At 66.5% G+C, this 25,084-nt stretch carries 25 protein-coding genes; 14 read left to right on the top strand and 11 right to left on the bottom strand.

The annotated features are described in order from the left end of the window. Positions 1-9: 9 nt before the first annotated feature. From xth to OKA11_RS18420, 5 genes are all read right to left on the bottom strand, one after another. Positions 10-798: an exodeoxyribonuclease III gene (gene xth / locus OKA11_RS18440; RefSeq protein ID WP_267223003.1), complete on the bottom strand. Its 789-nt coding sequence runs from the start codon at positions 796-798 to the stop codon at positions 10-12. A 611-nt stretch (positions 799-1,409) separates the two neighbouring features. After that, complete coding sequence (locus OKA11_RS18435) at positions 1,410-2,081, bottom strand: LolA family protein (RefSeq protein ID WP_267223001.1); 672 nt, start codon at positions 2,079-2,081, stop codon at positions 1,410-1,412. Between the two features lie 75 nt (positions 2,082-2,156). After that, a complete protein-coding gene (rpmG, locus tag OKA11_RS18430; protein ID WP_021232219.1) occupies positions 2,157-2,324 on the bottom strand; it encodes a 50S ribosomal protein L33 in 168 nt (55 codons plus the stop codon). A 145-nt stretch (positions 2,325-2,469) separates the two neighbouring features. Beyond that, on the bottom strand, positions 2,470-3,267 hold the full coding sequence (gene ppk2 / locus OKA11_RS18425) for a polyphosphate kinase 2 (RefSeq protein WP_267222998.1): 798 nt from the start codon (positions 3,265-3,267) through the stop codon (positions 2,470-2,472). Between the two features lie 17 nt (positions 3,268-3,284). Continuing rightward, a complete protein-coding gene (locus OKA11_RS18420; RefSeq protein ID WP_267222996.1) occupies positions 3,285-4,097 on the bottom strand; it encodes an undecaprenyl-diphosphate phosphatase in 813 nt (270 codons plus the stop codon). A 487-nt stretch (positions 4,098-4,584) separates the two neighbouring features. On the opposite strand from OKA11_RS18420, the gene OKA11_RS18415 reads away from it, so the two are divergent. After that, a complete protein-coding gene (locus tag OKA11_RS18415; protein ID WP_267222994.1) occupies positions 4,585-5,172 on the top strand; it encodes a lipid-binding SYLF domain-containing protein in 588 nt (195 codons plus the stop codon). 219 nt (positions 5,173-5,391) lie between these two features. On the opposite strand, the gene OKA11_RS18410 is transcribed toward OKA11_RS18415, so the two are convergent. Continuing rightward, the gene (locus tag OKA11_RS18410; protein WP_267222992.1) at positions 5,392-7,548 is read right to left on the bottom strand and encodes a M13 family metallopeptidase; all 2,157 of its coding nucleotides are present in this window, start codon (positions 7,546-7,548) and stop codon (positions 5,392-5,394) included. A 167-nt stretch (positions 7,549-7,715) separates the two neighbouring features. Continuing rightward, entirely contained in the window at positions 7,716-9,512 is a 1,797-nt protein-coding gene (locus tag OKA11_RS18405; RefSeq protein WP_267223056.1) for an ABC transporter transmembrane domain-containing protein, read from the bottom strand. A gap of 287 nt (positions 9,513-9,799) precedes the next feature. On the opposite strand from OKA11_RS18405, the gene OKA11_RS18400 reads away from it, so the two are divergent. The 5 genes from OKA11_RS18400 (at position 9,800) to OKA11_RS18380 (ending at position 14,303) form a co-directional block, all read left to right on the top strand. After that, the gene (locus OKA11_RS18400; protein WP_267222990.1) at positions 9,800-11,044 is read left to right on the top strand and encodes a polyhydroxyalkanoate depolymerase; all 1,245 of its coding nucleotides are present in this window, start codon (positions 9,800-9,802) and stop codon (positions 11,042-11,044) included. Between the two features lie 225 nt (positions 11,045-11,269). Next, entirely contained in the window at positions 11,270-11,929 is a 660-nt protein-coding gene (locus tag OKA11_RS18395) for a murein L,D-transpeptidase catalytic domain-containing protein (protein WP_267222988.1), read from the top strand. 142 nt (positions 11,930-12,071) lie between these two features. Beyond that, positions 12,072-12,680: a TetR/AcrR family transcriptional regulator gene (locus OKA11_RS18390; RefSeq protein WP_267222986.1), complete on the top strand. Its 609-nt coding sequence runs from the start codon at positions 12,072-12,074 to the stop codon at positions 12,678-12,680. Then, positions 12,670-13,734, top strand: coding sequence for an XdhC family protein (locus tag OKA11_RS18385; RefSeq protein ID WP_267222984.1), 1,065 nt, complete (start codon positions 12,670-12,672; stop codon positions 13,732-13,734). The genes OKA11_RS18390 and OKA11_RS18385 overlap by 11 nt, the downstream gene beginning before the upstream one ends. Further along, on the top strand, positions 13,731-14,303 hold the full coding sequence (locus OKA11_RS18380) for a nucleotidyltransferase family protein (protein ID WP_267222982.1): 573 nt from the start codon (positions 13,731-13,733) through the stop codon (positions 14,301-14,303). Before OKA11_RS18385 ends, OKA11_RS18380 begins: the two co-directional genes overlap by 4 nt. 17 nt (positions 14,304-14,320) lie before the next feature. On the opposite strand, the gene OKA11_RS18375 is transcribed toward OKA11_RS18380, so the two are convergent. Continuing rightward, on the bottom strand, positions 14,321-14,920 hold the full coding sequence (locus OKA11_RS18375) for a YqgE/AlgH family protein (protein ID WP_267223054.1): 600 nt from the start codon (positions 14,918-14,920) through the stop codon (positions 14,321-14,323). 77 nt (positions 14,921-14,997) lie between these two features. Here OKA11_RS18375 and OKA11_RS18370 point away from each other — a divergent pair, with 77 nt between their 5' ends. The 5 genes from OKA11_RS18370 to OKA11_RS18350 all read left to right on the top strand — a co-directional run bounded on the left by OKA11_RS18370 (position 14,998) and on the right by OKA11_RS18350 (position 19,389). After that, positions 14,998-15,690, top strand: coding sequence for a fumarylacetoacetate hydrolase family protein (locus tag OKA11_RS18370; RefSeq protein ID WP_267222980.1), 693 nt, complete (start codon positions 14,998-15,000; stop codon positions 15,688-15,690). A gap of 4 nt (positions 15,691-15,694) precedes the next feature. Further along, positions 15,695-17,695 carry a TonB-dependent receptor gene (locus OKA11_RS18365; RefSeq protein ID WP_267222978.1) on the top strand — a complete coding sequence of 667 codons (2,001 nt, stop codon included), beginning with the start codon at positions 15,695-15,697 and terminating at the stop codon, positions 17,693-17,695. Positions 17,696-17,748: 53 nt separating this feature from the next. Beyond that, the gene (locus OKA11_RS18360; RefSeq protein ID WP_267222976.1) at positions 17,749-18,297 is read left to right on the top strand and encodes a (2Fe-2S)-binding protein; all 549 of its coding nucleotides are present in this window, start codon (positions 17,749-17,751) and stop codon (positions 18,295-18,297) included. Between the two features lie 12 nt (positions 18,298-18,309). Further along, positions 18,310-18,654: an ArsC/Spx/MgsR family protein gene (locus OKA11_RS18355; protein ID WP_267222974.1), complete on the top strand. Its 345-nt coding sequence runs from the start codon at positions 18,310-18,312 to the stop codon at positions 18,652-18,654. 102 nt (positions 18,655-18,756) lie between these two features. Continuing rightward, entirely contained in the window at positions 18,757-19,389 is a 633-nt protein-coding gene (locus OKA11_RS18350; protein WP_142632266.1) for a class I SAM-dependent methyltransferase, read from the top strand. Between the two features lie 142 nt (positions 19,390-19,531). On the opposite strand, the gene OKA11_RS18345 is transcribed toward OKA11_RS18350, so the two are convergent. After that, positions 19,532-20,344 (bottom strand): hypothetical protein, encoded by an 813-nt coding sequence (locus OKA11_RS18345; protein ID WP_267222972.1) that lies wholly within the window; start codon positions 20,342-20,344, stop codon positions 19,532-19,534. Between the two features lie 82 nt (positions 20,345-20,426). Between OKA11_RS18345 and lipB the strand changes: the two genes are divergently transcribed. Both lipB and OKA11_RS18335 read left to right on the top strand, forming a co-directional pair. Continuing rightward, the gene (lipB, locus tag OKA11_RS18340) at positions 20,427-21,125 is read left to right on the top strand and encodes a lipoyl(octanoyl) transferase LipB (protein WP_267222970.1); all 699 of its coding nucleotides are present in this window, start codon (positions 20,427-20,429) and stop codon (positions 21,123-21,125) included. Then, entirely contained in the window at positions 21,122-21,451 is a 330-nt protein-coding gene (locus OKA11_RS18335) for a hypothetical protein (RefSeq protein WP_267222968.1), read from the top strand. Before lipB ends, OKA11_RS18335 begins: the two co-directional genes overlap by 4 nt. On the opposite strand, the gene OKA11_RS18330 is transcribed toward OKA11_RS18335, so the two are convergent. Next, positions 21,432-22,370, bottom strand: a complete 939-nt coding sequence (locus OKA11_RS18330) for an HpcH/HpaI aldolase/citrate lyase family protein (RefSeq protein ID WP_267222966.1) — start codon at positions 22,368-22,370, stop codon at positions 21,432-21,434. The genes OKA11_RS18335 and OKA11_RS18330 overlap by 20 nt on opposite strands. Before the next feature lie 248 nt (positions 22,371-22,618). Next, a complete protein-coding gene (locus OKA11_RS18325) occupies positions 22,619-23,803 on the bottom strand; it encodes a GNAT family N-acetyltransferase (protein ID WP_267222964.1) in 1,185 nt (394 codons plus the stop codon). Between the two features lie 149 nt (positions 23,804-23,952). Between OKA11_RS18325 and OKA11_RS18320 the strand changes: the two genes are divergently transcribed. Further along, complete coding sequence (locus tag OKA11_RS18320) at positions 23,953-25,044, top strand: fatty acid desaturase family protein (RefSeq protein WP_267222961.1); 1,092 nt, start codon at positions 23,953-23,955, stop codon at positions 25,042-25,044. Positions 25,045-25,084 lie beyond the last annotated feature (40 nt).

Below are 25,084 nucleotides of genomic sequence, written 5' to 3'. Positions count from 1 at the left end.
CCTGCCCGGTCAGAGTTCGAACTCGCTGATCAGCGGCACGTGGTCGCTCGGCTGGTCCCAGCGGCGGGTTTCCTCGACAAAGCAATGCGCCCGCGCCTGCTTCGCAAGGTCGGGCGAGGCCCACATGTGGTCGAGGCGGCGCCCCTGGTCCTTCTGGCGCCAATAGCTGCGATAGGACCACCAGGAATAATTGCGCTCCGGCGCGGGAATGAACTGGCGGCCGAGATCGACCCAGCCATGCGCGTCCTGGAAACGCCCCAGCGTCTCGACCTCGATCGGCGTATGGCTGACGACCTTGAGCAGTGCCTTGTGGTCGTAGACGTCGGAAGGGAGCGGGGCGATGTTGAAATCGCCGACGATCAGCGTGGGGCGGTCGATCTTGTCCGCCCAGCGCGTCATGCGCTCAAGAAAGTCGAGCTTCTGGCCGAACTTGGGATTGACCGCACGGTCGGCGATGTCGCCGCCCGCAGGGATATAGACGTTCTCGAGGATCAGCCCCTGCCCGGCCCCCTGCAGCTCCACGCCGACATGCCGGGCCTCGCCATTGTCCTGCCAGTCATGGCGGCTGAATTCGGCAAAAGGCACTTTCGAGACGGTGGCGACGCCGTGATAGCCCTTCTGGCCATGAATCGCGCGGTGCGTGTAGCCTAGGCGTTCGAACATCTCGTGCGGGAAGAGATGCTCGGCAACCTTGATCTCCTGAAGGCAGAGGACGTCGGGGGCCTGTTCGGTGAGGAAACGCTCGACCTGATCGAGACGCAGGCGGACCGAATTGATGTTCCAGGTGGCAATCTTCATGGCTCAGGCTTTAGGGACGCCCCCCGCGAATTGCCAGAGGGGGCGCATGACGCGCCGACGGTCGGGCGAAGAAAAAGGAAGCGCCTCCCCCCGCCTGCCTGCCCTCCTGGCAGTTCATCCTGAACGGTCGTTCTGCCGACCAGCCGAAGGGCGGGGGCAACGGTGTTTTGATTCGACCGATTCCTTGCAAAATGTACGGAATGGCCCGGCGCTTGTGTGGCTGTGGTTTGGTTCAGGCCGGAGCGAGAATAGTGCCGTTCGAGAACCGGAGCGGAGCGGCCTTTCTGGCCGTGAGCACCGGAAGCGCAGAACGGTGCTGTTCGCAGCCCGGCATGAGCCGAACCACAGCCACACAAACAAAAACCCTCGGTCCGGGGGCAGAGGACCGAGGGTTCCTGTAAGCGTTCGTCACGCTAAATCAGAAGGGCTCTTTTGAGAGGCGTGGGCAACAGGGGGGAAACCCGCCTCGAACCGTTCTGACCATTCCTATCTAGGTGCTCCTGGCTTGCTGCCAAGTGAACGGATGGAAGGATTCGGTCGCATTTTGTCGCAGACCTGGGGTAAATCGCGACCAAGCGTTTCCCCTCATCGACAGCCCGTAGTGGGTCGCCTCAGCGACGGTTACGCGGCCGCGGATCGTTGAACCGGAAGTCGTTGTCGCTGACCGGAACCCCGTAGCGGTGTTTCGACAGCGTGATGGTGGTGCGCTGATTCTGCGAATCGAGTGCCACCCAATACGTCAGCTCCAGCCCGCCCGGCGCCGAAGCCTTGCGCGTGAAGATCAGCGTGATCACGCCGTATTCCGGGTGCGAGCGATCCCGCACTTCCACCGAGATGACATTGGGATTGCCGGTCGGACGCACGGTACCGAACTTGGCGACGTCGCGCTTGGGATCGAGCAGCGCGCCCAGCGGGCTGTTGCCGATCGGCCAGCGCTGCACCTGGTTGACCGCATAGTCGACCATCGTCAGCGCCTTGCCGTCACCGACAATGAGCATGCGCGCGCTCTTCTCGTACTGGAAGCGAATGCGCCCCGGGCGGGCGAGCGTCAGCTGGCCGGAGACGGAACCGCCATTGCGGTCGGTCTGCAGGAAGTCGGCCTTGAGCGTGGAGATTCCGCGCAAGGCAGCCACGGCGGCCGCCAATTGCTGCTGCTCGGCAGGCGATGCCGCAAGGGCAGGCGTTGCCGGAAGGAGGGCAGGAACGGAAAACGCGGCAGTCCCGAGCAAAATCGGGGCAGCCGCGCCTACGCAAGAGCGAAAGATCTTGAAGGTGCGGGTCATAAGCCTCCCATTGGGTTCACAGCCTTGAACCGCACCTGAAGCACTTGGTTCCGATTCGCACCGGAACCCAAGCGATTACTTGATCTTGGCTTCCTTGAAATCGACGTGCTTGCGCACGACCGGATCGTACTTGCGGAAGGTCATCTTCTCGGTCGTGTTGCGCGGGTTCTTCTTGGTGACGTAGAAGAAGCCGGTGTCGGCGGTCGAGACAAGACGGATCTTGACGGTTGCGGGCTTCGCCATGGCGGTTTCCTGTATCTCTCGTTTCAGCCGCCCTGGCAGGCCGGCATGTTCCGTTGAAAAATTTCAGGGCGGCAATCGAGCGCCGCCCTTCAAGGTTGCGGCCCATGCGATAGCGAGGGCCGAAAGTCAAGCGCGAGAGCCGCGATCACTCCGTATCGAAGGGCTTGATCGGCTTCAGAACGCCGAATTTCTCTCCATAAGGGGCATGATCGAGCCTTGCCATGCGAATCGGCTGCGGATCCACCTTGGTGTCGGGCAACCGGTCCAGCAGATCCCGTACGAGCGTGAGCCGTCCGATTCGCTGATCGTTGAAGTCCACGACCGTCCACGGCGCATGCTTCTTGTGCGTCGCCTTGAGCATGACTTCCCGCGCCTTGGTATAGTCCTCGTACTTCTCGCGCGCGGCGACATCGATCGGCGAGAGCTTCCAGCGCTTGAGGGGATCGTCGAGCCGCTCGCGCAGGCGCTCCTCCTGGCGTTCCTGATCACAGGACAGCCAGTACTTGTAGAGCAGGATGCCGTCGTCGACGAGCATGCGCTCGAACACCGGCACCTGCTTGAGAAAGCGCTTCACTTCGGACGCGGTGGCAAAGCCCATGACCTTTTCCACCCCGGCGCGGTTGTACCAGCTGCGGTCGAACAGCACGATCTCGCCGCGCGAGGGCAGATGCTCGATATAGCGCTGGAAATACCACTGGCCCTGCTCGCGCTCGCTCGGTGCGGAGAGGGCCACGGTGCGGCACTGGCGCGGATTGAGCTGGCCGCCGACAGCCTTGATCGCCCCGCCCTTGCCTGCGGTGTCGCGCCCTTCGAACAGGACGACGATCCGCTGTCCGGTCGACGCGGCCCAGCGGGCCATGCCGACCAGTTCCTCGAGCATCGGCTCGAGCAGCTTTTCATAGTCCTTGCGGCCGAGTTTCCTGTCGTTCTTGTCCTCGGCCATAGTCGGTCAGCCTTTTGTTAGACCTTCGAAAGCAGGAACAGCGCCACTGCGCCGGCAACGATACGATACCAGGCAAAAGGCGCAAAGCCGGAACGGCTGACATAGGCCATGAAGGCCTTGATGACGACCAGCGCCACCACGAACGAGACCACGAAGCCGATGCCGATCTCACCCCAGCCGACCGGCCCGGTGCCCGCCATCAGTTCGTGACGCGCGCCCAGCAGTTCCAGCGTAGTAGCGCCGACCATCGTCGGCACCGCGAGGAAGAAGCTGAACTCGGCCGCCGTGCGGCGCTCGACGCCCATCGCCAGCGCGCCCATGATCGTCGCGCCCGAGCGGCTGACGCCCGGGACCATGGCCAGGCACTGCGCCACGCCGACGCCAAGGCACTTGGCGGCGGGGAGCTGGGCCACGCCGGTCAGCGGCCCCTGTTTTGCCACCTTCTCGATGCCGAGGATGGCGATGCCGCCGATGATCAGCGCCCAGGCCACCACGCTCGGCTGCCCCAGCAGTCCATCGATGTAGTGCTTGAGCAGGAGCCCCAGCACGGCCGAGGGCAGGAAGGCCAGCAGCACGTTGCGCACGAAGCGGATCGAGACCGGGTCCAGCTTCAGCAGCCCCGCGCCCACGGCCCAGAAAGTGCGCCAGAACTGGACGATCACGGCCAGGATCGCGCCGAGCTGAATGACGATGTTGAACGTCGCCCATTGCGAGGCGTCGTAGCCGAACAGCTCGGTTGCCAGGATGAGATGGCCGGTCGAGGAGACCGGCAGAAACTCGGTGAGGCCCTCGACGATGCCGAGGAGGATTGCGGTAAGAGTCAGGTCCATCGGCGCAAGGTCATGCCGCACCTGCGAAACAAGTCAACCCGAAGCGGTGCAGGCGAGCCTCTATAATCGCTGGAAAAACGCGGCTCGGCGTATTTTGACGAAATGTGGCCGGAGACCGACAGGTTGACACAGTTGACACGGTCCAGGACAGCAACTGCAGCCCCCTTTGCGAAGTTGTCACCTTGCCGCATGTCGGGCGAGTGGACCGCGCGTGTCGAAAGACCCTGCCGGAGCACGGCCATGCCGCCCAGGCTACACGCCCCGCGCGGGGTAGGAAAGCGGAGCTGGTGGCGGCATCTCTCCATCGGGAATCTCGGGGTTATTCCCGATGGCCTGCCGCCGGGAGCTTGGTAACCTTGCCGTCATTGGTCGGAACCGATCGCGGCAAACCGAGCTGATCGCGCCCGCATGACGCCGAAGGGGGAACCGGGCGAGCTCCCTTCCACATGCCCCGTCATCCCCCCACGCGGCCCGAAAAGGACAAGTCATGACCATCGGCAATGGGATTACCGCGATGCACATCTCGCGCCGCGCCGTCATCGGCGGAGCGCTGGCGGGAACAATGGCGCTGGCTCTTCCGGAAGGCGTGCTGGCCGCCTCCTCGGCCGCGGAAATCGAGGCCAAGTCCCGCGCCGCACTGCGCCAACTCTATACCTCCAATTCCAAGGCTGCCACGGTGGGCCAGCGCGCCAAGGGCGTCCTGCTTTTCCCGCACATCATCAAGGGCGGGCTGGTGATTGCCGGAGCCTCCGGGGACGGCACCCTGTTCGTCAGCGGCAAGGCCTCCAAGTTCTTCAACATCTCCAGTGCCTCGGTCGGCTTCCAGGCCGGCGCGCAGGGCTTCGCCTATGCCCTCTTCATCATGACCGACCACAAGCTTGCCGAAGTGAGCGCAGGCACGAACTGGGATGTCGGCTCGGACACCGGGATCGTGGTGGTCGACAAGGGTGCCGCCGCGACGCTCGATACCAAGAGCCTCAACAAGGCGATCTATGCCTTTGCCTTCGGCCAGAAGGGATTGATGGGCGGGATCAGCCTCAAGGGCAGCCGGATCAAGGAAATCCATCCGAAGTAGGACCGCCAAGGATCGCGGCCCTATACCAAGCTGCAGCGATGCTCACGCATCAGCCGCCTGGAACGCTGAGGCCCGCGCGGGCTTGACCGACCGGCGATACGTCAGGCTCAACGCAGGTCGGTATTACCCGGAATGGGAACGGCCCGACCCGGAAGATGACCGGATCGGGCCGCCCCAATCATTCAAGCCGGTTCAGGGAACCGGATCAGCCGCTGTGCCTCACCAGATACGCACGCGCTCGGCAGGTGCCTGATAGAGCTTGTCACCCGGCTTCACGTCGAAGGCCTTGTACCACTCGTCGAAGTTACGGACGAGGCCGTTGATGCGGTAGTGCGCGGGCGAATGCGGGTCGGTCTTGAGCTGCTGGCGCACCGCTTCCTCGCGGTACTTGCTGCGCCAGACCTGCGCCCAGGCCATGAAGAAGCGCTGGTCGCCGGTCAGCCCGTCGATCACCGGCGCTTCCTTGCCGCCCAGCGAGAGCTTGTAGGCGCGGTAGGCGAGGCTGAGGCCGCCGAGGTCGCCGATGTTCTCGCCCATGGTCAGCTTGCCGTTCACGCAGGTCTTGCCCTCGTCGAACGGGCAGAAGCCGTTGTACTGGGCCTCGAGGCGGTCCTGAAGCTTCTGGAAGTTGGCCTTGTCGGCCGCCGTCCACCAGTCGCGCAGGTTGCCCTGACCGTCGAACTTGGCACCCTGGTCGTCGAAGCCGTGACCCATTTCATGGCCGATCACCGCGCCGATCGCACCGTAGTTCACCGCCGGGTCTGCCGAAACGTTGAAGAACGGCGGCTGCAGGATCGCGGCCGGGAACACGATCTCGTTGAACGAGGGGTTGTAGTAGGCGTTGATCGTCTCGGGCAGCATGAACCATTCGGCGCGGTCCACCGGCTGGCCGAGCCGGCGCATCTGGTCGCCATTGGCCCAGGTTTCGGCGGCCATCATGTTGCCGAGCGGATCGCTGGCCGAGAACTTCAGGCCCTCGTATTCCTTGAAGGTAGCGGGCATGCCGATCTTGGGGGTGAAGGCATCCAGCTTGGCGACGGCGGCCTTGCGGGTTTCCGGGCCCATCCACGAGAGGTCCGAAAGGTTCGCGGCCATTGCCTTGCGCAGATTGCCGACCAGCGATTCCATCGCGGCCTTCGCCTCGGGCGGATAGTACTTCTCGGCGTAGATCTTGCCGAGCAGTTCGCCCGACATGCCCTCGACCGCCGCAATGCCGCGCTTCCAGCGGGCGCGCTGCTCGGGCTGGCCGCTCATGACCTTGCCGTAGAAGGCGAAGTTGGCGTCATCGATGTCGGTGGGCAGGACCGCGGCATGGCTGCGCAGGAACTGCGCGGCGAGCCAGGCCTGCCAGGTGGCGACCGGCACCGTCTCGATCAGCTTGGCGACTTCGGGCACGCCGCCGCCGAACCAGGCCCCGGCCTGCGCCGCGTCGATGCGGGCTTCCTTGAGCTCGTCGGCCGAAGGCGGCATCTCGTCGACCAGCACGTAGGTCGCCTTGCCGGCGCCCATGGTGTCGACGAAGGTCTTCATCAGGCCGGGAGCGGCGAGCCCCTCGAACTCGGCCAGCGAGAGCTTGTTGTAGACGAGGTCGGGATTGCGGCTGGCGGCGCGGTCCCAGTCGGCCTGCGCCAGACGGGTTTCGAGCGAAAGCACCGCCTTGGCCGAAGCGGCAGGATCGGTGTAGCCCGCCTTGCCGAGCAGGAAGGTCAGGTAATCGAGGTACTTGCCGCGGATCTCCTGCGAGCGCGCATCGCTCTTCAGGTAATAGTCGCGGTCAGGCAGTCCAAGCCCGCCGATGCTCACCTGGAAGGCGTTGACGTCGCTCGCCTTGGCATCGGGACCGACATAGGCGCCGAGCGGCGAGGCATAGCCGGGCGAGGCGAACAGCTTCATCAGGTCGGCGGGCGTGGTTGCCGCGTAGATGCGCTGGAGGAACGGCTGCGCCGGGGCAAGACCCGCCTTGTTGATCGCATCCACGTCCATGAAGGCGCCGTAGGCCGCAGCAACGCGCGCGGCATCGCTGCCCGGGGCCGGGTTCGAGGCCAGCAGGTCGTTCATGATGCCGTGAAGGCGCTGTTCGGAAAGATCACGCAGCGCGGTGAACGAGCCCCAGTTGGTGCGGTCGCTGGGCAGCACGACCGCGTCCGACCACTTGCCGCTGACGAAGCGGTCGAAGTCGTCGCCCGGCTTCACGCTCTTGTCCTGCCACTGGGTCTGGATGCCCGCGCCGCCCCACGAGACCTTGGCCGGGTCGACTTCCATCGGGTTGCTGGCGGCGGCAGCGGGTGCCGCCTGCTGCGCGAATGCGGGAAACGACAGAACCGTTGCAGAGACGAGCGCCGTAGTGGCGAGCGCCCTCAGGAGAGTGCGAGGCATGAGCGAGCCTTTCCGAAAGATGTAACACGCATGGAATACGCACGGATCAGAACGACCCGCCATGCAGCGCAACATAATTGCCCGTGCGGGCAACGCCAGCCCCTCGTTGCAGTTCGTCGGCGTCCGTCAGCCGTTCGTCGATTGCGGCAAAACGATCGAGGCCCGGATTATCCCGTCAGCCCTGTCGCCATATCGAACTGCAAGGCCGCCAACCGCGCGTAGAGGCCGCCGGAGCGCGTCAGGCTCTCGTGATTGCCTTCCTCGACGATGCGGCCGCCGTCCATGACGATGATCCGGTCCGCCTGCCGCACGGTGGCAAGGCGGTGCGCGATCACCAGCGTGGTGCGGCTCGCCATCAGGCGGTCGAGCGCGTCCTGCACCAGCCGTTCGCTTTCGGCGTCGAGCGCGCTGGTCGCCTCGTCGAGCAGCAGGATCGGCGCCTCGCGCAGCAGCGCGCGGGCAATGGCGAGGCGCTGGCGCTGGCCGCCGGAAAGGCGCGCACCGTCCTCGCCAAGGAACGTATCGAGCCCCTCGGGCAGCGCACGCAGGAACTGCTCGGCATTGGCGGCGCGGGCGGCTTCCCAGATTGCCTCGTCGCCGGCTCCGGGGTTGCCATAGCGCAAGTTGTCGCGCGCGGAGGCGGCAAACAGCACGCCTTCCTGCGGCACCAGCGCGATGCGGCGGCGCACTTCGGAGGGATCGGCAGACGTCAGCGGCACCCCGTCGATCTTCACGACGCCGCTCTGCGGATCGTAGAAGCGCTCGGCCAGCTGGAACAGCGTGGACTTGCCCGCGCCCGAGGGGCCGACGATGGCGACCGTCTCGCCCGGCTCCACGGTCAGGCTGAAATCATGGAGCGCGGCCGTGTCGGGCCGCGCCGGATAGCGGAAGGTCACGCGCTCAAAGGCGATCTTGCCGCGGGCCGGCTCGGGCAGGACCAGCGGACGGGCCGGCGCGGTGATGGCCGGACGCTCGCCCAGCAATTCGGCCAGACGGCTTGCGGCCCCGGCCCCGCGCACGAGGTCGCCGTAGACTTCAGTGAGCGAACCGAACGCGCCCGCGACGATACCCGCCGTCACCACGAAGGCGGCAATGGTGCCCCCGGTGATGGTGTGCTCGGCCACGCCGATGGCGCCGCGCCAGAGGATCACGGTGATCGCGCCGAAGATCAGGAACATGATCACCGCCGTCATCGCCGCGCGGATGACGATGCGGTTGCGCCCGGTCTCGAAGGTGCGCTCCACGGCGCCGGCAAAGCGCGTCATTTCATGGCCTTCCTGGTTGAAGGCCTGGACCACACGGAGGGCTCCGAAGACCTCGCCGGTGATGGCGCCAATGTCAGCGACGCGGTCCTGGCTCGACCGGGCGACCGCGCGCAGGCGGCGGCCGAACGCGGCGATCGGCAGGATCACCACGGGAATGGCGATGACGAGCCCCAGCGTGAGGTGCGGAGCCAGCATGAACAGGTAGGCGACGCCGCCCACCGCCATGATCGCGTTGCGCAGCGCGACCGAGACCGTGGTGCCCACCACCGTCTCGATGATCGCGGTATCCGCCGTCATGCGCGAGGCGATTTCCTTGGGGCTGTTTTCCTCGAAGAAACTGGGCGAGAGGGTGACAAGGTGGCGCTGGACGCGCAGGCGAATGTCGGCAACGACCCGCTCGCCCAGCCACGAGACCGAATAGAAGCGGATCGCCGTGGCGATGGAAAGCACGGTGACCACGCCCATCAGCATCACGAACCACCAGCGGATCGCCGAAGGATCGGCCCCTTGTGAAAAGCCCTGGTCGACGATCTGGCGGAAACCATAGGGAATCGCGAGGGTCGTGGTCGCCGTCGTCACCAGCGCCGCGCCGGCGATCGCCATGCGGCCGGGGTAGTGAAACAGCTCGCGCCAGACCATGCCGAGCGCGCCCAGGCTCCTGCGCCCGTCACCCTTGGCCGGCCTCCGGCTATCCTTCATCGCGGCGCCGATTTCCTGCGCCTCGCTCTGTTCCACATCGGCTTGCATGGCCTTGCGCATTATCCCTTTGCAGGCTCCGGGAAAAGACCCGGCAGGCAGGCGACTCGACGGATGTTCCACTTACAGTGATCGCCCAAGATCACCCTGGTGAAAGATGCCATTGGACTATTGCCGCATTGCGCAAATGGTCCGGCAGGCCCACATGGATGCCATAAAACCCCGACAAATGCGGTCCACAAGAGAGCTAATCAGAGACCGGGCGGGCATGTCGCGCAGGAGAAATTCACTTGCTTTACAACGCTTACGAACTGCAGCGCACCATGCTGAGCGGCGCCGCTGCCTGGGCATCGGTCGGCGCGGAGCTGCTGACGAATCCCTCGATGCCGTTCAGCCACTTCGGATTCGGTCCGGTCATGGCCTCGGCGCTCGACGTCTTTGCCCATGCCACGATGACCCGCGGCAAGCCCGAATTCGACATCCAGAGCGTGACCGTCGACGGCAAGACCTACCCGGTCACCGAAGCCATCGTCATGCACCGCCCTTACGGCAACCTGCTGCGCTTCGATCATCCGGGCCTGCCCAAGAATGCACCGAAGCTGCTGGTCGTCGCACCGATGAGCGGCCACTTCGCCACCCTGCTGCGCGGCACCGTGGCGCGCATGGTCGAGACCTGCGAGGTCTACATCACCGATTGGGCCGACGCCAAGATGGTGCCGCAGAGCGCGGGCCGCTTCGACCTTGACGACTATATCGACTACCTGATCGCCTTCCTCGAACACATCGGCCCGGGCACCCACATGCTCGCCGTGTGCCAGCCCTCGGTCCCGGCCTTTGCCGCCACCGCGATCATGGGCAAGCAGGAAAACCCCTGCCGCCCGGCCACGCTCACCGTGATGGGCGGTCCGATCGACACCCGCGAGGCGCCCACCAGCGTCAACGACGTGGCGATGAACCAGCCGCTGGCGTGGTTCGAGCAGAACGTCGTCACCACCGTGCCGCTGACCTACCCCGGCGGCGGCCGCAAGGTCTATCCCGGTTTCCTGCAGCTGGCCGGCTTCATGGCGATGAACCTGGGCAACCACATGATGAGCCACTACGGCATGTTCAAGCACCTCGTCGAAGGCGACGACGAGAGCGCGGCGGCGACCAAGGCCTTCTATGACGAATACCGCGCGGTCTGCGACATGACCGCCGAATACTACCTGCAGACCGTGGAGCACGTGTTCCAGAAGCATTCGCTGCCCAATGGCGAGTTCGTCCATCGCGGCGAGCGCATCGACCTTGGCGCGATCCGCGACACCGCCATCCTCGCCGTCGAGGGCGAACGGGACGACATCTCGGGCCTCGGCCAGACCAAGGCGGCGCTGCACCTTGCCGCCAACCTGCCCGAGGACCGCAAGAAGTACCTCCTGGCCGAAGGCGTCGGGCACTATGGCATCTTCAACGGCAGCAAATGGCGCGGCCGTATCGCCCCTGTCGTCGAGGCGTGGATTCGCCAGCACCAGAAAAAGCCGCTGAAGGCGGTGGCCTGAGGGCCGACCACCGGTTCTGCCGCGCATTGGAGCGCAGCACGGAACGACGTGAAACGATGACGATCCGAAACCGGCGTTGCGGATCAAAGGCTTGATCAACGGCTTGCTGCATTGCGGCAAGCCGTTTTCATCATGCGGCGAACCGACCGCCTTCCGGGAACCAGTGAGCAAGACCTTCTGGCGCTGTTAACCGAAATCGGTTAGTCTCAAGCCATGGAAAACACGTTGGGTCGACGTGCTGTCCTCATGGGCGGATTGGCGGCGGGGGCAAGCCTCGCGCTTCCCTCCCGGGTGCTGGCAGCCGAAATTTCTTCCGTTAACACGCCTTCCTCGGGCGGCATCAGCGCGGCGCCTTACAGCCGCACGCCCTATGAACGGCGCATCCTCGATGCGGCGGCCCGGCAGGTGCAGCGCGTGCAGTCGCACTTGTGGCGCACCGACGTTGTCGGCATTGCCGACTTCGCACAGCCCTCGTCCCAGCCGCGCCTGCATTTCGCCAACCTCGAAAACGGCACGGTACGCTCGTTCCTGCTGGCGCACGGTCGCGGTTCGGACCCGGCGCACAGCGGCTGGCTGCAGTCGTTCTCGAACATGTACGGTTCGGAAGCCACCTCGCGCGGGGCCTATCTCACGTGCGAGTGGTATCAGGGCAAGTACGGGACCTCGATCCGCCTCAAGGGCCTCGACGCCGACAATTCGGCCGCGCTCGAACGGGCCATCGTCATGCATCCGGCCTGGTACGTCGATGCCTCGATGATCTCCAAATGGGGCAAGATCGGCCGCAGCGAAGGCTGCTTCGCGATGGCGCCGACCGACTTCGGCGACGCCCTCATGCACCTGTCGGGCGGGCGCCTGCTGTTTGCGGACCGTATCGGCGAGGGCTGAGAGCGCCGACACAAGCGGGAAGCATACGCTGAAGGCGGGGCCAAGAACGCCTTCCCACTTTCATTTTTGTCACGACGTCGATGAATCCCATTCATCACTGGCGCGTTAGACAGTGCGACAACGTCCTGTTACGAAAACCGGCATGGACGGAAAACTCACCGGGTTCAGGAAGGACGCGCCCACCGACGCGCGGCAGGTCCGTTCGCGCAAGGCGCTGAACGCGACGATGCTCGCGCTGCTGGAGCAGCGCCCGTTCGACCAGATCACCATCCGCGCGATCGCCGGCCATGCCGGGATCGGTTATGCCACCTTTTTCCGCCATTATCCGACCAAGGAAGCCCTGCTCGGCGACGTCGCCTCGGATGAAATCGCCAATCTGCTGGCAATGACGATCCCGGTGCTGCGCGATGCCGACAGTTTCGAATCCACGCTGGCGCTGTGCCGCTACGTCGAGCAGCACCGCGCCTTGTGGTCGGCCCTGCTGGCCGGCGGCGCGGCGGCGATCGTGCGCAACGAGTTCATCCGCCAGGCACGCGGGCTGGTGGGCCAGGTCGAAACCCCGGTGACCTGGCTTCCCGCCGACCTCGGCGTCGTCCACGGCACCGGCGCCACGTTCGATCTCCTGGCCTGGTGGCTGGGCCACGCGCCGGAAATGGCACCCGACGCCGTCGCCCCCCTGCTCCACCGGCTGATCATCGCCCCGCTGATCGGGGACCGCTCCGCGGTCACGGCTAGTGCCCTTGCCGGCTGAGACGCCGGCTGACACGCCGGCTGAGACGCAGGCTGACACGCAGGCCGAGACGATCGGCGCGGACCTACCCGGCGAAATCGCGCATGCCGACTGGCCGCTGTTCGGCTGGATCGACGACATTCGCGCGCCCCTCGCCGCCGCGCGGGCCAGTGGCCGCGCTGGCGTGCTGGCAACGCTCTACCGCGTGGCCGGCAGCGCCCCGCGCGGCCCGGGCGCACAGATGCTATTCGCAGCCCGCGCCGATGGCACATTGGAAGCCAGCGGCTATTTCTCGGGCGATTGCATCGAAGGCGACGTCGCGCACCACGCCGCGCAAGTCCTCGCCGATGGCCAGCCGCGCTGGCTCCACTACGGACAGGGCAGCCCGTGGATCGACCTGCGCCTGCGCTGCGGCGGCGCGCTCCACGTGATGGTAGAGCGACTGGCGGCCGACTGCCCGGCCGCCGCCGACCTGCTGCGTCATGCCGAAGAGCGCCGCCCCTGCCGCTGGCACAGCGATGGACTGACCCGGCGCGTGACGCGCGACGACGGCCCCCTTCTCGCCTTTTGCGAAGCGCCGTTCACGCTCGCCCGCCGCCACGACCCACCACGCCGCCTGATCGTCTCCGGCGGCGATCCGGGCGCGCTGGCCGCCGCCCGGCTGGCCGCGATGACCGGGTTCGAGACGGTGCTGGTGCGTCCGGACGGCCCCCATTCGCCGCCGCCCTTCGCGGTCTCGCGCTACTTGCGCAGCGCGCCGGAACAGGCCGTTAGCGACCTCGGGATGGACCGCTGGACCGCCTATCTCGGCGCCACCCACGAGGACGGGCACGATCTCGGCGGCTGCCTCGCCGCCCTGCGCGGCCAGGCGGCCTGGGTCGGCATGATCGGCGCCAGATCGCGGGCCGATGGGCGGCTGGCAGCCCTCCGCGCCCTCGGGGCAAGCGAGGCGGAGTTGGTCCGCCTCAACCTCTCGCCCGGCGTCACCGGGCTTGGCAAATCCCCCTTCGAAGTGGCCACCGGCATCCTCGCACAGATCATGCAGGCGATGAACCCGGCGGCCGAGCGGGCATGACCCTCACCGCGCTGGTACTGGCGGCGGGGCACTCCAGCCGGTTCGGCAGCGACAAGCTCTCTGCCCTGCTCGATGGCGAGCCGCTGCTGTTTCATGCGATCCGCGCAGCGCGGGCCGCGCCGGTTTCCCGGGTGATCGTGGTGGCAAGGCCCGGGCTCGACCTCGGCGAATGGCCAGGCGAACCGCCGGTCGCTGCCTTGCGGATCGACAGCGCGGCATTGTCGCAGTCCCTGAAAGCCGGGATCGCGGCGGCAGCCGGAGCGGACGGTGTGTTTGTGTTCCTCGGCGACATGCCCCGGGTGCCGCATGGGGAAGCGGCAAGGCTGGCGGCGATCATCGGGAACAACATCGCCGCGCTGCCCCGTTACCGGGGAAGCCCCGGTCACCCCGCGCTACTCTGCGCACGTCTGTTCCCGCAGATCGCCGGGCTGGAGGGCGATGAAGGCGCAGGCCGATTGCTGCGTTCACGCGAAGAGGTGGTTTTCGACGAGGTGGATGATCCGGCGGTCCTGCTCGACGTGGACCGGGCCGAGGACTTGCAGGCGCTTCAGGCGCCCGACTTGTCCTGAGCCGCCCGTCAGGCCCGTCAGGCCCGACCGGTCTCGCTCGCCAGCAAGGCGGGATCGATGCCTTCCGCCCGCCATGTCGCGCCCCAGCGGGCATCGACCGGGGTTTCGAACAGGATCTCGGGATGCGGGTCGGCGGCGTACCAGCCGTGCTGGCGCATCTCGCTCTCGAGCTGGCCCGCCCCCCAGCCGGCATAACCCAGTGCCATCAGCCAGCGGCTCGGCCCGCGGCCTTCGGCGATGGCACGCAGCACGTCCATCGACGCGGTCAGCGCGCAGAGCGGCTGGACCTGCAAGGTGTCCGCGCCGCCCCAGTCGGTGGAATGGAGGATGAAGCCGCGCCCCGGCTCCACCGGCCCGCCTTCGTGCACGTGACAATTGGGGGTATCGCCGGGATCGATATCGAGTTCGTCGAGAATATCGTGGAAGCGAACACCTTCACGCAGCCGGCCGATGCCGATGCCCAGCGCGCCGTTCTCGTCATGCACGCACATCACGCTGACGGTGCGCTCGAAGCGGGGATCGAACATGCCCGGCATGGCCAGCAGCAGCCTTCCGGAGAGGTATTGTTTCTCGGTCACGGTGCGATTGTAGGCGCTTGGGCCATAACGGCAAGGCATCATGCCCGCCATCTAACGTCTTTTCGCACCGATCCGGGCACTCTATGCGAACGCGAAACCTCAGGAGATTTTCACCCGTGAGCCTGCTTTTCGAACTGCCCGCAACGCCATCGGTCGCCGTGATCGGCGAAACGGCGCGCTATCCGGTGCGGCGCGTGTTCTGCGTGGGCCGCAACTACGCAGCGCACGCCCGCGAACTGGGCAACGCGGTCGACCGCGAGGCGCCGATCTGGTTCAACAAGGCCCCCGCCGCGATCTGCAATTCCCCGGCGGCGATACCCTATCCGCCGGGCACGCAGGATTGCCATTACGAGATGGAACTGGTCGTCGCCATTGGCGCCGAAGGCTTCGAGGTCTCCATCGATGACGCGATGAGCCTCGTCTACGGCTATGCCTGCGGGATCGACCTCACCCGCCGCGATCTCCAGAACGCCGCGAAGGCCAAGGGCTATCCCTGGGACACCGCCAAGGACTTCGAGAACGCCGCTGTCATCGCCCCGATCACCCGCGCCGCCGCCTTCGGCGAACCTTCCGAGCAGCGCATTGCGCTGACGAAGAACGGTGAGACGAAACAGGACGCCCCGCTCAGCGACATGATCTGGTCGATCCCCGAACTGATCGCCGACCTTTCGCGCCTGTATCACCTCGCCCCCGGCGACCTGATCTACACCGGCACCCCGGCCGGCGTCGGCTCCGTTGCCTCGGGCGACAGGCTGGAAGGCCGCGTGGACGGCCTCGAACCGCTGGTGCTGGAAATCGCGGCGGCCTGATTCCATGCGCAAGACTCTGAAAATTGCCCTGCTGGCGAGTGTCTCCCTCGCCGCGCCCGCACTGGCGGACGAGCCTGCAAGTCCCATCATCGTCACCGGCCACGGCCTCGACGACGGTCCGGCGACGCCTGCCTACGATGTCGAGATCATAGGCCGCGACACGATCACCTCCAGCGCCTCGGGCCGGATCGAGGACGTGCTCTCTTCCGTCGCCGGCTTCTCGCAGTTCCGCCGTTCGGACAGCCGCTCGGCCAACCCATCGGCGCAAGGCGCGAACTTGCGCGCGCTCGGCGGCAACGCGGCCAGCCGCACCCTCGTGCTGCTCGACGGCGTGCCGGTGGCCAACCCGTTCTTCGGCTACATCCCCTACAGCGCCATCGCCCCCGAACGCATCGGTTCGGTGCGGGTGACACGCGGCGGCGGATCGGGCGCATTCGGATCGGGCGCGGTGGCGGGCACCATCGAGATGACGAGTGCCGGCCCCGACCAGATCGGCCTGCTGCAAGGCGAGGCACTGGTGAACGATCGGGGCGAGACGCAGGCCTCGCTCACCGCCGCGCCGAAGCTGGGCAGCGGCTTCCTCGTCGCCAGCGTCCAGTGGGACCGCGGTGACGGCTTCTGGACGACGCCGAAGGACCAGCGCGTCGCCGCCTCCGCCCGCGCCGCGTACGAGACACTTTCAGGAAGCCTGCGCGCCGTGGCGCCGATCTCGGGCGATGTCGAAGTGCAGGCCACCGTGCTGGCCTACGGCGATTCGCGCAGCTTGCGGTTCAAGGGCGCGGATTCGACGTCCGAGGGCCAGCAGGCCTCGCTGCGCGTGGTCGGCCGGGGCCAGTGGCAGTTCGACGTGCTCGGCTATGTGCAGGCGCAGGACTTCTCGAACGTGGTCATCAGTTCGACCAGCTACAGGAAAACGCTCGACCAGCACCGCACGCCGACCACGGCGATCGGCGGCAAGGCCGAACTGCGCCCGCCCGTGGGCGGGGGCCACGTGCTGCGCCTCGGCACCGATGTGAAGCTGGCCACCGGGCGCCTCCTCGAAATGCCCTATTCCGCCACGACCGGCCTTGCGACCGCCGTGCGCCGGGCGGGCGGCGACCAGTCCGACCTCGGCTTCTACCTTCAGGACGACTGGACCATCGGCAAGGTCGTGCTCACCGCCGGGGGCCGCGCCGATCGCTGGACGATCCGCAATGGCTTCTACCGCTCGGTCTCGCCCACCAGCGGCGCGGTGACACAGGACAGCGCTTATGCCGATCGCTCGGGCTGGGAGGGCAATGCGCGCGGCGGGATCGTGTGGAAGGCCGCCGAGGCGGTCAGCCTGCGCGCCGCCGCCTATACCGGCATGCGGCTGCCGACGCTGAACGAGCTGTACCGGCCCTACGTGGTGTTCCCGGTGACGACCAACGCCAATCCGAACCTCAAGCCCGAACGCCTGCGTGGGTATGAGGCCGGGATCGATGTCACGCCGATCACACCGCTGACGCTCTCGCTCACCGCTTTCGACAACCGGCTGAAGAACGCCATCGCCAACGTCACTGTCGCCACCAATACCCAGCAGCGCCAGAACGTTGATGCGATCCGGGCCAAGGGGATCGAGGCGAGCGCCGCGCTCGATCTCGGCACGGTCAGGCTCGACGGATCGCTTGCGTGGACCGATTCCAAGGTGAAAGCCGAAGGACTGGCGCTTGACGGCATGCGCCCGGCGCAAGTGCCCAGGCTCTCCGCCACCGCGACGCTGGCATGGATACCGCGCGAAGGCTGGCGCTTCGCCGCGACGGTCCGCCACACCGGCGCGCAGTTCGAGGACGATCGGGAGCAGTACGTGCTGCCCGCCGCCACGACGCTGGACGCCTATGTCCAGCTGCCCGTCGCGGGCCCGGTCTCGCTGGTGCTGCGCGCCGAGAACCTGACCGACGAGACCATCGTCACGCGCAACCAGGACGGATCGATGGACCTTGGCGTACCGCGCACGATCTGGGCGGGCATGAAAGTAATGCTCTGATATCGATGGATCCCGCACTGGAAACGCGCCGCCGCGATGGTTAAGGAATGCCGATGGCGCGCCTGACCCTCAACGACCACCCGGTCGAGATCCGCATGGATCCGCAGACACCGCTACTCTGGGGCTTGCGTGACGGTGCCAATCTCACCGGCACCAAGTACGGCTGCGGCACCGGTGACTGCGGAGCCTGCACGGTCATGGTCGACGGCGCCGCGCTGCGCTCCTGCCTCGTCACGCTGGGCGAGTGCGAGGGGCGCTTCGTGACCACCATCGAAGGACTCTCGCAGGACCGCTCGCATCCGGTGCAGCAGGCCATGGTGGCCGAACAGGCGATCCAGTGCGGCTTCTGCACGCCGGGCGTGGTCATCGCCGCTGCCGCGCTGCTGGCACGCAATGCCAACCCCAGCGAGGCCGAGATCGGCGCCGCCCTTCCCAATCTCTGCCGCTGCGGCGTCCACCCGCGCCTGCTCGCCGCCGTGCAGCGCGCGGGCCGCGTGCTCCGCCGCGAGGAAACCATCAGCGCCGCGCCCGCTCCCGGCATCGCGCCCGAGGACGCCGCCCGCGCGGTTCCGGCGCTGAACCCGACTTCATCCGAACACTGAAGGACAGCTTCCATGAAAGCCACGATCTGGCACAATCCCAAGTGCGGCACCTCGCGCAAGACGCTCGCCGTGCTGGAAGAGACCCCCGGCGTGGACGTGACGGTGATCGAATACCTCAAGACCCCGCCGAGCGCCGAAAAGCTGGCGCAGCTCTACAAGGACGCGGGCCTCACCCCGCAGCAGGGCCTGCGCCTGCGCGGTACCGACGCCCAGGAGCGCGGCCTTCCCGATGCCGACGATGCCGCGGTGCTTGCCGCGATGGCCGCAGAGCCGATCCTGATCGAACGCCCTCTGGTCGAGACCGACAGCGGCGTGCGGCTCTGCCGCCCCATGGAAAAGGTCCACGAGATTTTGTAATCGCCCTGCAACATAGCCACCCGGCTTGCTTGCAATGTGCCCCCCGATCTGCCACGCCTTCGCCCTCCGCAGGACGACAACAACGCGAGAGTTTTCGCCAGCATGACCAGTACCGAGCTTGCCCGAGAGGCGCTCCCCCAGCGAATCAAGCGAAAGATCAAGCACAGCCTCGGACCATGGGGCGTGTTCATCGAAGGATTTCTGCGCAATCCGGTGATGGTCGGCTCGATCGTCCCCTCGTCGCGCTTCGTGATCAATCGCATGCTGGCGCCCGTCGATTGGGCGAACACCAAGCTCTTTGTCGAGTATGGCCCCGGCGTCGGCACGTTCTGCCGCCCGGTGCTGGACCGCATGAGCCGCGATGCACAGCTGATCGTGATCGACACGAACCCGCTGTTCATCGACTATCTGCGCCGCACGATCACCGACAGCCGCTTCATCCCGGTGCTCGGCTCGGCGGCCGACGTCGAGGAGATCGTGCGCGCGCACGGCCATGAGAAAGCCGACTACGTGCTTTCGGGCCTGCCCTTCTCGACCCTGCCCGAAGGCGTCGGCCCGGCCATCGCCGCGGCCACCTACCGCGTGATCCGCAAGGGCGGCGCGTTCCTGGTCTACCAGTTCACGCCCAAGGCCAAGAGCTTCATGGCCCGCCACTTCAAGCGCATCGACGACAAGATCGAACCGATCAACGTCCCCCCCTGCTTCATGTGGTGGGGCTGGAAGGACGAGGACTGAAAAACCGGGGACCGGGACAGTCCCGCCATCGGCAAGACAAAAAAGGCCGGCGTTCCCGAACGCCGGCCTTTTTGCATGCAGGTGAAGGCAAGAGCGCTTTCCAGTCAGGTGCAATCACCGGATGAACGGAAGGCGCGGCCCGTCACTCGAACGGGCTTGTCAGCACCTCTGGCGATCCGCCGGAAAGCTGGCGGTGGATCTGGCCGATCACCGCCACGAAATAGGCCGCCATCAGCGCCGCGACGAGCGACTGGATGCCCGCGCCGACCGGCACCGCGATGTCCTTGGGCGCCAGCAGGCCGATCGGCAGCGTGACGATGCCCGAAACCAGCATCAGCACCATCATCGCCACGAACAGGAGCGCATAGAAGCCGAAGATCCGCGCCGTGTTGCCCTTGGTCAGCCGCCAGGAAACGATCAGCGCGGCGATCGGATTGCGCAGCTTGTCCACCGCGATCACCGGCGCCACCAGCGACAGCCGCACGCCGATCGGCACCACCAGCACAAAACCGATGGCAAGGCCGACGATCACGCCCACCTTGCCGCCCGCCGCCGCGAAGACCGTCGCCACGGCGAGGCCGATGCTCATCAATGCAAAGCCCATCACCAGCTGGGCCAGCAGGTAGGGCAACAGCGCCTTGAGGCCATTGCCGATCGCCTCGCCCACGGTCGGACGGCGATCGGTATCGAGCACGCCGAGCAGCGCCAGAGTGCCCAGCGCCTGGCAGAGGGCGACGGGAATCATCACCGGGAGAATCGAGGCGTAATACGCGCTCGCCGCATCCAGCACCTGCTGCTCGGTCCCGCCGCTCGCCATTTCCGGCGCCGGAAAGAAGATCGAGAAGATCAGCTGCGGCAACAGGAAAAAGACCCCCGCGATGGCCAGAACCACTTCCTTGTTGGCGGAAACCGCGCGGCTGGCCTCGTTCCAGGCCCGGTTGCTGTCGAACGTCATTGCTGCTCCTGCCGCCGCCAGGATAGGGCGGTCATCTCAAAGTGGCTTGATAACCGCAGGGAATGACGCCACGCAACGAAACATGACTTTCCCCACGACTTTGGCCGGTGATATCGAACTGCGCGTCAGCACCGAACAAGTGCCCTATCGCGCCGCCCTCGAGGAAATGACAGCCCGCAATGCCGCGATCGCGGCAGGCGAGGCGCGTGAACTGATCTGGCTGCTCGAACACCCCCCCGTCTACACCGCCGGCACCAGCGCCGACCGCACCGAACTGCTCGACCCGCGCTTCGAAGTGGTCGAGGCCGGGCGCGGCGGCCGCTACACCTACCACGGCCCCGGACAGCGCGTGGCCTATGTGCTGCTGGACCTGCGCAAGCGCGCCCGCGATGCGCGCGGCTTTGTCCACGGCCTCGAAGGCTGGGTGATCGAGACGCTCAAGGACTTCGGCGTCGAGAGCTTCCGCAGCGAAGGCCGCATCGGCATCTGGACCCGCGACGTCGACGGGCGTGAGGCCAAGATCGGCGCCATCGGCGTGCGCATCCGCAAGTGGGTGACGATGCACGGCTTCGCGGTGAACATTCACCCCGACCTTGCCCATTTCACCGGCATCGTGCCTTGCGGCATCGACGAGTTCGGTGTCACCAGCATGAAGCGGCTTGGCCACGACATCGACTTCAACCACTGGGACGCAGCATTGCTGTCCCATGCCGATGCCTTCCTCTCCGCGCTCGACCGCCCCTGCCCGCCCGCCGCCCCCGCTCCGGAGACGCCCGCATGAGCCTGACGTTCCGTTCCGCTGCCATTCTGGCAGCGCTCGCGCTGGCCGGCTGCAACAAGCAGGAGGCGGCCAGCGACAAGGCCGCTGCCGGTGCACAGTTGCAGCAGCGCTCGGTCACCGACGACATGCCGGCTTACGACACGGTGCGTTCGCAAAGTCCGCACATGGCGCCGGAGGCAAGCGGCTCGTCCGCACGCAGGCCGACAAGCGATGCCAGCGCCTCGACCGGCGACAGCAACGCCGATGCGGCGGCAGCCGCCGCCGCCGATGTCGAAGCGGCTGCTGCGGCAGACAGCACCGCTGCGATCAAGCCGGGCGGAGAATAGCCGCCCGGCGCAGTTCCTCGCCGACATCGACGACAAGATCCGCCTGCGCCAGCGTGTGACGGGCAAGCGCAAGATGCGCGCGGTCGACCATCCGGCCGCCCACCGCCATCGTGCCGAGATGCGGATTGGCGGCAAAGGCCGCAACGATCTCGCGCGCGGCGCCGAGTTCCTGCGGCCGCGGCGCGAAAGCCCGGTTGATGACGGCGACTTGCGCCGGATGCACCGCAAACATGCCTGAAAAACCGTCGGCGCGGGCCTGCAGCGCGGCGCGCTCCAACCCGGCCTCGTCCTCGAAGTCCTCGAACGGAGCCTCGAGCGCGCGCATCGCCCCGGCATGGGCAGTCAGCAGCACTTGTGCACGGACATGGGCCGCGACACCGCCCCAGCCACCCTGTCGGTCGCGGCCCTGGCCGACACCGAGCGCCATGCCGAGCGCACTGGCGCTCCAGGCCAGCCCGTCCAGCCGCTGGTGCGCGGAATCGAGATAACGCCCCACATGCAGCGCGGCCCGCGCGCTGGCACCAAGCACCGGCATGATGCGGGTGGCGCTGGCAGCGATGCCGTTGCGCTCCTCATGACCGTAGATTTCGCTGGCCAGTTCGCGCACCGCCTCGGGCCCGGCGGCCGCCGGCAGGATGATGCCTTCGGGCGCCGCGGGCATCACCGCAGCCAGATCCTCCCGCCAGAGCCCCGATTCGAAACTGTTGATGCGCACCCAGCGCGCCTGGTGACGTGCGCCTCCCGCGGCATGGCGGCCCGCCATGAGCCACTGCGCCGCCGAGCGATGCCCGATCTCTCGCCCTTCGCCCGGAACCGTATCCGCAAGGTCGACCACGATCACGTCCGCCCCCACGCCATGCGACAGCGCCAGACGCTTCTCGCTGTTTCCCGGAACGATCAGCCAGGATCTGTACTTCATCTGCGCGCCCCTGTTTCCCTATCGCAAATCCACTAGAAGGCCGCGATTAACACCAGGTTGCAGTGATGCTGACGCATCAGCCGCCTGGAACGCCCAGGCGCCGCGCGGGCTCAACGCAGGTGGGTACAAGAAAATGGATATGAGCCGCAAAGGCAGCGTCATGCGCCCAGCCACAAGAAAGGGCCCGCTGCGCACGCAGCGGGCCCTTTCTTGTGGCATGCCTGTAAAGGCAGCCCTTCATCCGGCCATCACAGCGCCTTTTCGTAAATCGCGTATTCGCGGTTCACCTTGCTGTCGATGGCCCCGGCAATGGCGACCATGCCCTGGTTGTCATCGAGCACCCAACCGATCTCCGCACGGCGCGCACCGAACTTGGCGGTGGCCGAACGGCGGATGTATTCGATCATCATGAAAGCCAGCTGGCTGGCAAGGCGCGAGGACTGCAGCTTCTTGCGCACGCCCATCAGCGGCACGCGCATGTCGGCCGGGTTGGGCTTGCGCAGCCACAGCAGCAGCTTGATCAGGCCGAAGATGCCCGGCTTGCCCTTGGGGCCGTTGAAGCGCTTCTGTGCCTGGTTGAGATCGGGCCAGGTCATCATGAAGGCCACCGGCTCGCCCTCGTATTCGGCGACGCGGATCAGTTCGGGATGGACCAGCGGCTTGAGCGCCTTGCCGGTATAGGCGATTTCCTTCTCGGTGAAAGGCACGAAGCCCCAGTTGTCCGACCAGGCGTCGTTGAGGATGTCGCAGATCAGCGCCGCTTCCTCGTCGAACCGCTTGGGATCGACTTCGCGGATGCGGATCTTGGCATTCTTCTCGCCCGAGGAAACGATGCGCTGGACCAGCGGCGGGAACGGCTTCGTCACGTCGAGATCGTAGGTGTAGAGCGTCTTCACCCGGTCGTAGCCGGCGCCCTCGATCCATGGCTGGTAGGCCGAATCGTGGTGTGCCATCATCACCATCGGCGGATGGTCGTGGCCCAGCACCTGGAGACCGGGCTCTTCCCAGACCGAGAGGTTCATCGGCGCCAGCACGCGGGTCATGCCCTCGGAGCGCAGCCAGTCCTCGGCCCGGGCGATGAGGGCCTTGGCAACCTCCTCGTCCTCGGCCTCGATCGCGCCCCAGTTGCCGGTGCCCGGGCCCATGCCCTGCTCCGCCGGCTGTTTCAGCGCCAGTTCATCGATATGCGCCGAAATGCGCCCGACCACCTCGCCGCCGCGCTTTGCCAGGAACAGCTGGCCGCGCGCATGGTCCCAGAACGGGTTCTTGCCGGGGGTGAACTTGGAGATTTCCTCCGAGCGCAGATTGGGGACCCAGTTTGGATCTGCCGCCCCATTTTGATCTGACGCATTGTGCCGATAAGCGTAATCGACAAAGGCAGCGCGGTCGGCCTTGCTGGAAACGGGTGTGATGACTAGTTCGGCTTTGGCCACGATCCTGCCTTTGTTCCGCATTATGGGGACTATCAGGATCGCGACCTGCGGCCGGTGCCCGCACCTTGTCAAGCATGAGCAAGGCACCGCCAGCCGCAAAAGTCCGTAACGGGCCGGCTTTTTGCCCGATGACTTTGGAATATGAACGTATGACTGCCCAGGAAGCCATCGACCTGTCTCCCAACGCGCCCACCGAGGCGGCAGAGCGCCTGCGCTCGTCGCAGATCCCGGACGACAAGGAGATGCTGCGCGCCGCCGTCGAACTGACGCGCGACATCGCCGCCGCGCGCCCCGAAATCTACTGGCCGGACATGCTGGCATCGACCCTGGTGGGCTACGGCGCGCTGGCCGGCGCGATCCTGGTGAGCAATCCCTGGGCAGCGCTGGCGCTGGGCCTGCTGGCCTCGCTGGCGCTCTACCGCGCGCTGCTGTTCATCCACGAACTGACCCACATCCACCGCGACGCCCTGCCCGGCTTCCGCTTCGTGTGGAACCTGATCGTCGGCATCCCGATGCTAATCCCCTCGTTCATGTACGAGGGCGTACACACGATCCACCACACCCGCACCCGCTACGGCACCATCGAGGACCCGGAATACCTCCCGCTGGCGTTGATGAAGCCGTGGAGCCTGCCGGTCTTCGCGCTCACCGCAATCCTGCTGCCGCCCGCGCTGCTGATCCGCTCGGCGGTGCTGACGCCGCTCGGCGTGGTGATCCCTCCCTTGCGCAAGCTGGTCTGGGGCCGTGCCTCGGCGCTGGCCATCAACCCGCGCTTCGACCGCCGCGCGCCCGAAGGGAAGTTCGCGCAGATGGTGTTCTGGCAGGAACTGGGCTGCTCGGTCTGGGCCATCGCCGTGCTCGCCGCTAGCTATGCCTATGGCTGGCGCCCACTGGTGATCGCGCTCTGCGTCATGTCGCTCACGGCCTTCCTCAACCAGGTCCGCACGCTGGTCGCGCACTTGTGGGAGAACGATGGCGAGGCGATGACCGTCACCGCGCAGTACCTCGATTCGGTGAACGTGCCGCCGCCGGCGAAGTTCTCCGAACTCTGGGCGCCGGTCGGCCTGCGCTATCACGCGCTGCACCACCTGCTGCCCTCGATGCCCTACCATTCGCTGGCCGAGGCGCATCGCCGTCTTGCCCGCCAGTTCGGCGCGGGCACGACTTATGCCAAAGCGAACTACCCCGGGCTGATGCCGCTGCTGGAACGCCTCGCCCGCAGCACCATGCGGGCGCATTGATCAACCCGCACGTTACGGACACAAAAAAAGGCCTCGCGAA

Source organism: Novosphingobium clariflavum, from assembly GCF_026420865.1.
Classification (GTDB): domain Bacteria; phylum Pseudomonadota; class Alphaproteobacteria; order Sphingomonadales; family Sphingomonadaceae; genus Novosphingobium; species Novosphingobium clariflavum.
Note: the sequence above shows the minus strand (reverse complement) of the source record. Positions and strands in the feature narration are given on the sequence as shown.

What these genes read in the sequence shown, in the direction of transcription:
- xth (WP_267223003.1), bottom strand. Translation starts at nt 798, where the DNA reads ATGAAGATTGCCACCTGGAACATCAATTCGGTCCGCCTGCGTCTCGAT.
- OKA11_RS18435 (WP_267223001.1), bottom strand. Translation starts at nt 2,081, where the DNA reads ATGACCCGCACCTTCAAGATCTTTCGCTCTTGCGTAGGCGCGGCTGCC.
- rpmG (WP_021232219.1), bottom strand. Translation starts at nt 2,324, where the DNA reads ATGGCGAAGCCCGCAACCGTCAAGATCCGTCTTGTCTCGACCGCCGAC.
- ppk2 (WP_267222998.1), bottom strand. Translation starts at nt 3,267, where the DNA reads ATGGCCGAGGACAAGAACGACAGGAAACTCGGCCGCAAGGACTATGAA.
- OKA11_RS18420 (WP_267222996.1), bottom strand. Translation starts at nt 4,097, where the DNA reads ATGGACCTGACTCTTACCGCAATCCTCCTCGGCATCGTCGAGGGCCTC.
- OKA11_RS18415 (WP_267222994.1), top strand. Translation starts at nt 4,585, where the DNA reads ATGACCATCGGCAATGGGATTACCGCGATGCACATCTCGCGCCGCGCC.
- OKA11_RS18410 (WP_267222992.1), bottom strand. Translation starts at nt 7,548, where the DNA reads ATGCCTCGCACTCTCCTGAGGGCGCTCGCCACTACGGCGCTCGTCTCT.
- OKA11_RS18405 (WP_267223056.1), bottom strand. Translation starts at nt 9,512, where the DNA reads ATGAAGGATAGCCGGAGGCCGGCCAAGGGTGACGGGCGCAGGAGCCTG.
- OKA11_RS18390 (WP_267222986.1), top strand. Translation starts at nt 12,072, where the DNA reads ATGGACGGAAAACTCACCGGGTTCAGGAAGGACGCGCCCACCGACGCG.
- OKA11_RS18380 (WP_267222982.1), top strand. Translation starts at nt 13,731, where the DNA reads ATGACCCTCACCGCGCTGGTACTGGCGGCGGGGCACTCCAGCCGGTTC.
- OKA11_RS18375 (WP_267223054.1), bottom strand. Translation starts at nt 14,920, where the DNA reads ATGCCTTGCCGTTATGGCCCAAGCGCCTACAATCGCACCGTGACCGAG.
- OKA11_RS18365 (WP_267222978.1), top strand. Translation starts at nt 15,695, where the DNA reads ATGCGCAAGACTCTGAAAATTGCCCTGCTGGCGAGTGTCTCCCTCGCC.
- OKA11_RS18360 (WP_267222976.1), top strand. Translation starts at nt 17,749, where the DNA reads ATGGCGCGCCTGACCCTCAACGACCACCCGGTCGAGATCCGCATGGAT.
- OKA11_RS18355 (WP_267222974.1), top strand. Translation starts at nt 18,310, where the DNA reads ATGAAAGCCACGATCTGGCACAATCCCAAGTGCGGCACCTCGCGCAAG.
- OKA11_RS18350 (WP_142632266.1), top strand. Translation starts at nt 18,757, where the DNA reads ATGACCAGTACCGAGCTTGCCCGAGAGGCGCTCCCCCAGCGAATCAAG.
- OKA11_RS18345 (WP_267222972.1), bottom strand. Translation starts at nt 20,344, where the DNA reads ATGACGTTCGACAGCAACCGGGCCTGGAACGAGGCCAGCCGCGCGGTT.
- lipB (WP_267222970.1), top strand. Translation starts at nt 20,427, where the DNA reads ATGACTTTCCCCACGACTTTGGCCGGTGATATCGAACTGCGCGTCAGC.
- OKA11_RS18335 (WP_267222968.1), top strand. Translation starts at nt 21,122, where the DNA reads ATGAGCCTGACGTTCCGTTCCGCTGCCATTCTGGCAGCGCTCGCGCTG.
- OKA11_RS18330 (WP_267222966.1), bottom strand. Translation starts at nt 22,370, where the DNA reads ATGAAGTACAGATCCTGGCTGATCGTTCCGGGAAACAGCGAGAAGCGT.
- OKA11_RS18320 (WP_267222961.1), top strand. Translation starts at nt 23,953, where the DNA reads ATGACTGCCCAGGAAGCCATCGACCTGTCTCCCAACGCGCCCACCGAG.